Annotated in this window: 13 protein-coding genes; 8 read left to right on the top strand and 5 right to left on the bottom strand. The window is 65.1% G+C overall.

The annotated features are described in order from the left end of the window. Positions 1 to 17 precede the first annotated feature (17 nt). Genes AC27GT_RS08470 through AC27GT_RS08485 form a run of 4 tightly spaced genes read left to right on the top strand, consistent with a single transcriptional unit; the run spans position 18 to position 2,510 of the window. Positions 18 to 554: a TlpA family protein disulfide reductase gene (locus AC27GT_RS08470; protein ID WP_049775673.1), complete on the top strand. Its 537-nt coding sequence runs from the start codon at positions 18 to 20 to the stop codon at positions 552 to 554. Continuing rightward, positions 551 to 982: a cytochrome c-type biogenesis protein gene (locus AC27GT_RS08475; RefSeq protein ID WP_015717960.1), complete on the top strand. Its 432-nt coding sequence runs from the start codon at positions 551 to 553 to the stop codon at positions 980 to 982. Before AC27GT_RS08470 ends, AC27GT_RS08475 begins: the two co-directional genes overlap by 4 nt. After that, entirely contained in the window at positions 979 to 1,959 is a 981-nt protein-coding gene (locus AC27GT_RS08480) for a c-type cytochrome (protein WP_015717959.1), read from the top strand. The genes AC27GT_RS08475 and AC27GT_RS08480 overlap by 4 nt, the downstream gene beginning before the upstream one ends. Next, entirely contained in the window at positions 1,956 to 2,510 is a 555-nt protein-coding gene (locus tag AC27GT_RS08485; RefSeq protein WP_015717958.1) for a QcrA and Rieske domain-containing protein, read from the top strand. Before AC27GT_RS08480 ends, AC27GT_RS08485 begins: the two co-directional genes overlap by 4 nt. Here the strand turns inward: AC27GT_RS08485 and tyrS are convergent. Then, positions 2,507 to 3,811 (bottom strand): tyrosine--tRNA ligase, encoded by a 1,305-nt coding sequence (tyrS, locus tag AC27GT_RS08490; protein WP_487223933.1) that lies wholly within the window; start codon positions 3,809 to 3,811, stop codon positions 2,507 to 2,509. The genes AC27GT_RS08485 and tyrS overlap by 4 nt on opposite strands. Before the next feature lie 22 nt (positions 3,812 to 3,833). Between tyrS and AC27GT_RS08495 the strand changes: the two genes are divergently transcribed. The 3 genes from AC27GT_RS08495 to AC27GT_RS08505 are packed head-to-tail and all read left to right on the top strand — an operon-like array spanning position 3,834 to position 4,656. Beyond that, the gene (locus AC27GT_RS08495; RefSeq protein WP_015717956.1) at positions 3,834 to 4,211 is read left to right on the top strand and encodes a hypothetical protein; all 378 of its coding nucleotides are present in this window, start codon (positions 3,834 to 3,836) and stop codon (positions 4,209 to 4,211) included. A 57-nt stretch (positions 4,212 to 4,268) separates the two neighbouring features. Next, positions 4,269 to 4,562: a 30S ribosomal protein S20 gene (gene rpsT, locus AC27GT_RS08500; RefSeq protein ID WP_015717955.1), complete on the top strand. Its 294-nt coding sequence runs from the start codon at positions 4,269 to 4,271 to the stop codon at positions 4,560 to 4,562. 10 nt (positions 4,563 to 4,572) lie between these two features. Then, a complete protein-coding gene (locus tag AC27GT_RS08505; RefSeq protein WP_008632889.1) occupies positions 4,573 to 4,656 on the top strand; it encodes a 30S ribosomal protein THX in 84 nt (27 codons plus the stop codon). 65 nt (positions 4,657 to 4,721) lie between these two features. On the opposite strand, the gene AC27GT_RS08510 is transcribed toward AC27GT_RS08505, so the two are convergent. The 4 genes from AC27GT_RS08510 to AC27GT_RS08525 all read right to left on the bottom strand — a co-directional run bounded on the left by AC27GT_RS08510 (position 4,722) and on the right by AC27GT_RS08525 (position 8,854). Further along, complete coding sequence (locus AC27GT_RS08510) at positions 4,722 to 5,462, bottom strand: DUF4388 domain-containing protein (RefSeq protein ID WP_041438679.1); 741 nt, start codon at positions 5,460 to 5,462, stop codon at positions 4,722 to 4,724. Continuing rightward, positions 5,447 to 6,325, bottom strand: a complete 879-nt coding sequence (gene thrB / locus AC27GT_RS08515; protein WP_015717953.1) for a homoserine kinase — start codon at positions 6,323 to 6,325, stop codon at positions 5,447 to 5,449. Before thrB ends, AC27GT_RS08510 begins: the two co-directional genes overlap by 16 nt. A 136-nt stretch (positions 6,326 to 6,461) precedes the next feature. Further along, positions 6,462 to 7,907 carry an NAD(P)H-hydrate dehydratase gene (locus tag AC27GT_RS08520; RefSeq protein ID WP_487223934.1) on the bottom strand — a complete coding sequence of 482 codons (1,446 nt, stop codon included), beginning with the start codon at positions 7,905 to 7,907 and terminating at the stop codon, positions 6,462 to 6,464. Further along, positions 7,904 to 8,854: a potassium channel family protein gene (locus AC27GT_RS08525; protein ID WP_487223935.1), complete on the bottom strand. Its 951-nt coding sequence runs from the start codon at positions 8,852 to 8,854 to the stop codon at positions 7,904 to 7,906. The genes AC27GT_RS08520 and AC27GT_RS08525 overlap by 4 nt, the downstream gene beginning before the upstream one ends. A gap of 71 nt (positions 8,855 to 8,925) precedes the next feature. Here AC27GT_RS08525 and AC27GT_RS08530 point away from each other — a divergent pair. After that, the coding region (locus tag AC27GT_RS08530; protein ID WP_487223479.1) for a transposase family protein at positions 8,926 to 9,091 on the top strand (166 nt) is incomplete at its 3' end.

Below are 9,091 nucleotides of genomic sequence, written 5' to 3' on the forward strand. Positions count from 1 at the left end.
TTCCCGCAGGGAACAGCTTGAGGAGCTGGCTATGGCTCCTTGTGGTCTTGGCCCTGGGGGGGCTTTTCTACTGGGGGATGCAGCGAAACCCCAAGGAGCTTCCCTCGGTGCTGGCCAAGGAGCGCCGTCCGGCCCCGGACTTCACCCTGCCGGTGCTTTCCCCTTACCAAGAGGAATGGGGGAAAACCTTCAAGCTTTCCGACCATCTCGGTGGGAAGCCCATCGTGCTCAACTTCTGGGCCAGCTGGTGCTACCCTGCCTGCTACGAGGAGGCTCCGGTCCTCGAGGCCACCTGGCGCCGGCATAGGGACCAGGTACTTTTTGTGGGCATCAACACCCAGGACAAGGAGGGGGATGCGTTGCGCTTCATAGAGCAGTTTGGCCTCACCTTCCCCCAGGTCTTTGACCCCAGGGGCCGGGTGGGGGTGGACTACGGGATGTACGGGGTCCCGGAGACCTTCGTTATCGACCGGGAGGGCCGGGTGGTGGTCCGCCACGCCGGGGCCATCGATCAGACCACCTTGGAGCAATACCTGAAGGAGGTGTTGCCATGAGGGTTTGGGCGCTTTTGTTCTTCCTGGCCCTAGGGGTTTGGGCCCAGGAAAACCCAGCCTCCCCACCCCCTGATCTCTCCCCCGAGGTCTTCGCCATCGCCCGGGAGCTTCGTTGCCCCGTGTGCCAGGGGGAGTCGGCAGCGGAGAGCAACTCCGGGGTGGCGGTGGAGATGCGGCGGATTATCGCCGAGATGCTTCAAGAAGGGAAGACGGAGGAGGAGATCAAGGCCTTCTTCGTGGACCGGTACGGGGAGTGGATCCTCTACGAGCCTCCCAGGCGGGGAGTGACCCTTTGGGTCTGGGTGTTGCCGGTTTTGGGTCTGGTCCTTTTGGGCTTGGGGCTTTTCGCCTACTTCCGGCCCAAGAAACCCCTGCCGCCTGAGCTTCTGGAGGAGGCGGAGCGCCGGCTTAAGGAGCCTCCCGCATGATGGCCACCCTTATCTTTCTGGTTCTATTTTTTCTTGGTCTCTACTTGGCTTTAAGGCCTCTTCGGGGGCCCCGGGAACCCTTCCCCGAGCCTCCTCGGCGGGAGGAGCTTCTCAAGGAGCTCGAGGTCCTGAAGGAGGAGGTGCAGAGCCTGGAAGGGGAGGAGAAGAAGCTGGCCATGGCCCGGATGGTGGAGCTGGAACGGGCCTTGGACGGTTGGCGCCCCCCTAAGCCTCGTCCCTTCAATCCCTGGCCCGTGGCCCTAGCCCTGGGGGTGGTGGTCCTGCTGGGGGTAGGGCTTTGGCGCTACACCCTGCCCAGGCTTCCCGGGGAGACTACGGTGACCGCCCGGGCCGAAGCCCGGGAACTTAAGGCGCTTCAGGACAAGGCCAGGCGCACCGGGGAGGTGGCGGACCTCCTGGCCTGGGGAAGGCGGGCCTATGAGCTCAAGGCCTTTGACCAGGCGGCGGAGGCCTACCTGGCGGTGCTTAAGAAGGATCCCACCAACATCGAGGCCGTGCGGCGGGTGGGGATCCTCCTCTTCATGGGGGGGCGGCTGGAGGAAGCCCAGATGTTCTTGGAGATCGCCCAGCACGCTGACCCCAAGGCCGCGGAGGGCTGGCTTTTCCTCGGGAACATTTACTTCCAGAAGGGCCAGGCGAAGGAGGCCATCGCCGCCTGGGAAAAGTATCTGGAGGTGGGCGGGGAGGCCAGGGAAAGGGTGGAGGGCCTCATCGCCATGGCCCGCGCCCAGGCCCAGGGGGGAACGGACGGGAAAACGGTCTACCAGGCCCGCTGTGCCGCCTGCCACGGAGCCGAGGCCCAGGGGGGAGTGGGGCCCAGGCTTAAGGGAAACCCCATCCTGAAAGCCCCTGAGGCGGTGAGGGAGATCGTGCTCAAGGGCCGGGGCCAGATGCCGGCGGTGCCCTTAAGCGAGGGGGAGCTGAAGGCCCTTCTGGACTACCTATCCGGCCTATGAGGCGGCGGGACCTTGTCTTCTACATCCCGGTGGCGGTGGCCGGGGGGTTTTTCCTCTGGTTTGGGGTGCGCACCTATAACCTCCGCTTCCGCCCAAGGCCAGGGGTAGGAGAGCCCACCTGGAAGGGGGGGCCGAAGGTGGCGGTGGCCCGGCGGGGGGAGCTTGCCGTGTGGCAGGCGAAGCCCTTTGAGTATCCCTTGCCCTTAGGGCCCTTGAAGGCCTTTCTCCTCCGCCTGCCCGAGCCGGTTTTGGGGGGGCTTTCCCTGGGGGAGGAACACTACCTGGCCGTAAGCCGCATCTGCACCCACCAGGGTTGCACCGTGAACTATGTGCCCGATCCCGAGGCGGCTTCTATCCTCTATAACTTCCGCTACGAAAGACCCTTTTTGGGCTGCCCCTGCCACTTTGGGGCCTTTGACCCTCTCCTTGGGGGGAAGGCGGTGTACGGGCCCCCCCGCTACCCCCTGCCCCGCTTGCGCCTCGAGGCGGAAGGGGACACCCTCTACGCCACGGGGCACGAGGTGCCCTTGAGGCCCATGGAGGGTTCTTAGTCGGCAAGCCGTACTCGCACGAAGCGGTCCTTCCCCCGCTGGAGTATGCGGGGGCGGGAGAGGTCCACCTCGAGGCCCGCATCCTCTATAAGCTCCCCATCCAGCCTGAGGCCCCGGTTCTGGATGAGCCTTCGGGCCTCGGCGTTGGAAGGGGTGAGGCCTGCCAGGGTGAAAAGCCTCGCCACCCAGATGCGCCCCTCCTTGAGCTCGGAGGCGGGGATGACCACCTCGGGGATGTTCTCGGGAATGGCTCCCTTGGCCACCTGGTCGTAGCGTGCCTCCGCCTGGCGCACGGCTTCCGGCCCGGCTTCCTTGTCCTTGCCCAGGGCTTCAAAGCTGTAGCCAAGGCTTTCGTAAAAGGCCCGGTCGATGCGGGCAGGGATGGTGGGGAGGGCGTAGGCGGCGGTGAGGAGGCGGGCCAGGACCCGGTGAGCGGGGACGGGACCCGCCTTTAGAAGGGTTTGGATCTCGGCCTCCTCCAGGTCGGTAAGGAGGCGGAAGTAGCTTTCCAGAAGGGCGTCGGGCACCCACATGAGCTTCTTGAACATCACCTCGGGGGGCTCCGCCACCCCAATGTAGTTGTCCAGGCTCTTGCTCATCTTCTCCCGCCCGTCCAGGCCCACCAAAAGGGGCATGAGGAAGGCCACCTGGGGGGGTTGGCCGTAGACCCGTTGCACCTCCCGGCCCACCAGGAGGTTGAACTTCTGGTCTGTGCCCCCCATCTCGATGTCCGCACGGATGGCCACGGAGTCGTAGGCCTGGGCGAAGGGGTAGAGGAACTCGTGCAAGGAGATGGGGATGCCCTCCTCGTAGCGCTTCTTGAAGTCCTCCCTCTCCAGCATCTGGGCCACGGTCATGAGGGAGGTGAGGCGCACCACCTCCTTGAAGGTGAGGCCTTCCAGCCACTCGGAGTTGTAACGGAGTTCAAAGAGGTGGGGTTCCTGCCTGAGGATCTTCCCCGCCTGCTCCACGTAGGTTCTGGCGTTTTCCCGGGTTTCCTCGAGGGTCAGGGGAGGCCGGGTCTTGCTCCGCCCCGAGGGATCCCCGATCATGCCCGTGAAGTCCCCGATGATGAGCACCACCTTGTGCCCAAGCTCCTGGAACTGGCGCATCTTCCTCAGGACCACCGCATGCCCCAGGTGCAGGTCGGGCCGGGTGGGGTCGGCCCCCAGCTTGACCACCAGCGGGCGGCCTTCCTTTAGCTTTAGGAGGAGTTCCTCCTCGGGGATGATCTCCTCGGCCCCCCGCTTGAGGAGGGCCAAGGCTTCTTCCGGAGAAGGCTTGGTGTCGGCGCCTGCCATGAGCCCAAGTATACTTAAGGCAATGCGGACCCTGCTCCTTTTGGCCCTGCTGGCCCTTGGCCTTTACTGGTATGCGGAGCGGTATGGCCTGGCCGTGGGCTACCCACCCTTCCTGCCGGTTTTCTACTGGAAGTACACCGGGGAGGCCCAGTACCCCATCCGGGTGAGCGGCCTTTACGATGCGGTGAAGGTCAAGGTGTCCGGGGACCTCGAGGAGGGGCGGCTTTCCGTGGCCCTTCTCCGGGACGGGCGTGTGGTGGGGGAAAGGGTCTACTCGGGGAGCTTCCAGGAGGAGGCGCGGTTTCCTGCAAGCCCCGGGGAGTACCTCCTCCGCTTTCAGCTTCAAGGAGCCAAGGGCCGGGTGCGCTACGACTGGGTCACCACCAAGTTTGCCCCTTGAGGCGGGGTATGCTACACTTAGGCCTGGTCTGCCCCTAAGGGGCACGAGGGGAGAACGATGGCGCAGAAGAAGCCCAAGAGGAACCTTTCCGCTCTGAAGCGGCACCGGCAGTCTTTGAAGCGCAGGCTTCGCAACAAGGCCAAGAAGTCGGCCATCAAGACCTTGAGCAAGAAGGCCGTGCTTCTGGCCCAGGAGGGCAAGGCCGAGGAAGCCTTGAAGATCATGCGCATGGCGCAGAGCCTTATCGATAAGGCGGCCAAGGGGTCCACCCTGCACAAGAACGCCGCTTCTCGGAGGAAGTCGCGCCTTATGCGCAAGGTGCAGAAGTACCTCTCTGCGGTGAGCGCCTAGGAGGGAGGGCATGGGTAAGGGCGACCGTCGCACCCGTAGGGGCAAGATCTGGCGGGGCACCTACGGCAAGTACCGTCCGCGCAAAAAGAAGTAGGACCACCCCCTTGGGCGGAGCCAGGGGGTGGGATTCTTGGAGGCCGAGGGCCTAGGGGGTTTCCTCTAGGCGCTCTCTTCTTTTTCCATTTCCCAGGTGAGGTCCCTCAGGAGCCATCCCCGGCCCGGGGGGGTGAGTTCCCCTGAGGCCAGGGCCTGCACCAGGTACCGGCGCACCAGGCCGATGGGCACCCCCGAGGCGATCACCTCTCCCAGGTTGCGGGTGCCGTCCAGGAGGGCCTGAAGCTGGCCGAACTCCTCCAGGGTCTTCCCCTTCCTTCCCTGGTACTTGATCCTTAGGGCGTACCAGGCATAGCGGCGAAGGGGGTAAAGGTCCCCTTCCCTTACCCCCATGTAGGCCCTTTCCATGGCAATGAGGAGGGGAACCTGCCAGGCCTTGGCGGCCGCCCGCACGCTTTTCCCCCCCTGGAAGACCTCGTAGGGAGGCTTGGGCCGGATGGCCTCGAGGACCCGGCTGGGCGAGTCCACCAGGGTGCGGAACCGGTCCCACTCGTCGTTGACCCGGGCCCACTCCCCCAGGAGGGTGGAGAAGGGCATGAGGGGTTTGTCCGCGGCGGACGGGGTTACCCCGAAGCGGAAAACCCCCTCCTGGGGATGCAGGGGGAAGCTGAAGAGGGCCTCGAGGCCTTCCCAGTCCAGGATGGCCGCCCCCACCACCTCCCCCCCGGCGAAGCGCAGGGAGAGGGGCAGGGAGCCCACGGAGAGCTCCAGGACTCCGGAGCGCCGGTGGCCGTGGATCAGCTCCAAAAGCTCCACAAGAGGGATGGCGTTCAGGTTTCCTTCCAGAAGTATCCCTCCCCTATACCCAAGATTAGGGTACGCCCCTCGCCCCGGTAGCCCTCCAGGGCCTTCGCCACCTCCTCCAGCTCATCCTCCCGGGACAAGGCGGCCACGGTGGGACCCGCTCCCCCCACAAAGGCTGCCAGGGCCCCCGCCTCGAGGGCAGCTTCTATGGCCTCCAGCATCCCCGGCATCAAGTGGGCGCGATGGGGCTGGTGGAGGCGATCCCGGCAGGCTTCCCGTAGGGCCTCGAGCCTTCCTGAGTAGAGGGCAGCAGGCCAAAGGGCACTGCGGGCCAGGTTGAACACCGCATCCTTTAAGGGAACCTTCTCGGGCAAGGCCGCCCGGGCCAGGGGGGTGGGCACTTCGTAAGGGGGTATGGCCAGGACAAAGTAGACCCCCTGGGGCCTGGGAAGGGGGATGGCCAGGGGGGGATCGGCCAGGGCGGCCACGAACCCCCCGTAAACCGCCGGAGCCACATTGTCCGGATGGCCTTCCAAGCTAGCGGCCACCTGGAAAACTCCTTCCCGCCCCAGCCTTCCCCCCGAGTACTGGTCCGCCAGGGCTACCCCGGCTACCAGCGCGGCGGAGGAACTTCCCATTCCCCTGGCCAGGGGGATGGGGTTGAAGGCCCGGATGAGAAGGGGTTCAGGATGTAGGCCTAAAGCCCGCATCCCTGCCCGGTAACCCTGGTGGATCAGGTTGTCCTTGCCCTCCACCTGGCCCTCCCCTTGGTAGAGAAAGGTGTCCTCTCGGGCGGGCACGGCCTCCACCTCCAGGTAGAGGTCCAAGGCCACCCCCAAAGCGTCAAACCCCGAGCCCAGGTTGGCCAGGGTGGCGGGGACGTAGAGGCGCGGAAAGGATTGCATAAGCGCCAAACCTCACATCAGCATACCAGGGGGTTCCTGTTGGATCGGGCGGGAAGGGGAGATGGGTTAGCCCGTTCTCATGGCCTTCAGGGCCTGCCCTCTCAAGGAGTAGGGAAGGATGCGGGATCTTTGGGGGTTAGACCGTGCGCCACGGGGGGATGGAGCTTTCGGAAAGCACCTTCCGCGCCTTGGGCAGGGCCTCCGCTACCTCCCTGGCCAGGAGGCCCACGTCTTTTTCCTGGGCTAAAAGGTCCCCTGCCAGGCCGTGGAGGTAGACCCCGAGCCGGGCGGCGTCAAAGGGGGAAAGGCCCGCCGCCAAAAGGGCAGCGATGGCCCCGGAGAGCACATCCCCCGTTCCTCCGGTGGCCAGGGCGGGGTTGCCGGTAGGGTTCACGGAAAGGCGGCTTCCCTGGGCCACCACGGTGGGGTTCCCTTTGAGGACCACGGTGAGCCCCGTGCGTTCCGCCAGGGTCCGGGCGGCCTGCAGGGGATCCCTGGCAACCTCTTCTGGGGGCATCCCCAAAAGCCTTCCCGCTTCTCCCGCATGGGGAGTGAGGACGGTGGGTACACCCGCCTTGCGGTAGGCCTCGAGGACCTCCAGGTGCAGGGCATCGGCGTCCAGCACCGTGGGAAGCCGGGCTTCCAGGGCTTTTAGGGCCCATTCCCGGCCCCAAGGCCCTCCTCCCATCCCCACCGCCAGGGCCTCTACCCGCATGGACGGCAAGGCAGGAGCCTGGACGGGGTGGAAGACCGCCTCGAGGGGCTCCAAGGGAGTGCCTTCAGGAGCCACCAGGTGCACCAACCCCGCCCCCATGCGGTAGGCTCCCAGAGCGGAAAGCACCGGGGCCCCGGCGTAGCGAAGCCCCTCCCCCCGATAGCCTCCCAAGACCCCCACCCGGCCCACGCTTCCCTTGTGGGCCGTGAGGGGCCGCTTGGGCAGGAGGGGGAGAAGTCCTTCCGGCGTGGCGATCTCGGGAAGGTCCTCCCGCTCCACGAGGACTTTGGGCAGGCCGATGTCCGCCAGGAAGAGCTTCCCGCAGGCTTCCCGGTGGAGGAGATGGGGTGTTTTGAAGGCGGCGAAGGCCACGGTGGCCGCAGCCCGCACATGGGGGGTAAAGGGAAGCCCCGAGGGCAGGTCCAGGGCCAGAATGGGAAGCCCGGAGGCGTTCATCCGTTCCACCAAACCCGCATGGAAACCCTCTAAGGGGCCTTTTAACCCGGTGCCGAAGAGGGCGTCCACCAGCACTTCTTCCCGGTTCCAGATGGCTTCCTCGAGGGGGCGGATCTCCAGGCTGTGGGCCTCGAGGGCCCCTCGGGCCAAAAGGGCATCCCCGCCTTGGCCTTCGGCGGCAAAGACCCGTACCGGCACCCCGGCCAGGTGGAGGTGCCGGGCCAACACCAGCCCGTCCCCGCCGTTATTCCCCTTGCCGGCGAGAACCACGGCGGGGCGATGGCCGAAAAGCTCCTGGTAGACCCGGGCTGCCTTCATCCCCGCCCACTCCATCAGGAGAAGGGAGGGGTAGCCCATTTCCACCGCCTTCTGGTCGGCTTCCCGCATGGCCTCGGGGGTGAAGAGCCTCATGGTTCAGAGGATACCGCAGAGGCCAGCTTTTCCAGTTGCTCCAGCTGTTGGGTGGTGCCCAGAGCCAGGATGCGGTCATGGGCCAGTAGGCGGAAGTCTAAAGGAGGCCGAGGCAGCGGCTCGGCTCCCCGAAACACCGCCAGGATGCTGGCCTGGCAACCTCGAGCCTGTAGTTCCCCTAAAGCAAGGCCATCAAGGGGGCTTCCCTTCTGGATCGAGATTTCCTCCAAGCTGAAGTTTTCCTTGCCGGTCAGGACGGTTTCAAAAAAATCCACCACCCGTGGGGAAAGGATGAGATGGGCCAGCCGACGCCCTCCGATGGCATAGGGGCTGATGGCGCGGTTGGCGCCTGCCTTAAGGAGCTTGGGTATGGCGCTTTCGTCGCTGGCCCGTGCCACGATGAAGAGGTCCGGCTTTAAGGTTCGGGCGCTGAGCACCACCAGCAAGTTGGTGGCGTCGTTGCTGGTGGTGGCGATTAGGCCCTTGGCGCGGAGGATCCCCGCTTCGATCAGGGACTGATCCTCGGTTCCATCTTTGTTGAGAAGGAGGATGTGGTTTTCCTGGGCAAACTGGTGGGCGCTTTCGCTCGGGTCCAAGGCCACCACGGGAATCCCGGAGGCCTTCAGTTCCAAAGCCGCTTGCCGCCCCACACGCCCAAGCCCCACCACAATGACATGGTTGCTGATCCGATTCATTTCCCTTTGCCTCCAGGTTCCTTCCAGGCGAAGGCTAACGACCGTGTCCATGATCACGCTAAAGAGATAGAAAAGGCTGCCCACGCCCACCGAGGCTACCAGCATGGCAAGGATGCGCCCGGTGCTGTCTAAAGGGTATACCTCCTCGTAGCCGATGGTGGTGATGGTGATGAAGGTCATGTAGAGGGCATCCAGCCAGGTTGCGCCTTGGTCCTTCCAGAGTAAGTAAAAACCCAGGGTACCCAGGAGCACCGTGGCAAAGACGAGAAAGAGGGGAAGAAGCAGACTTGACCTATATGCGGCTCCTGGAGTAAAGAGGGGGCATGACCCTGCGCGAAGCCCTGTCCCAGATCCCCGACCCCCGGGCCCGCAACCGGCAGTACCCCCTTTGGGGCCTCCTGGCCCTCATCCTGGTGGCTTTTCTTTCCCGCGTGGACTCCCTGAGGGGCGTGGAACGCTTCGCCCGCGCCAACCCCCACCTCTTGCCCC

The organism is Thermus sp. KWY1, from assembly GCF_057547025.1.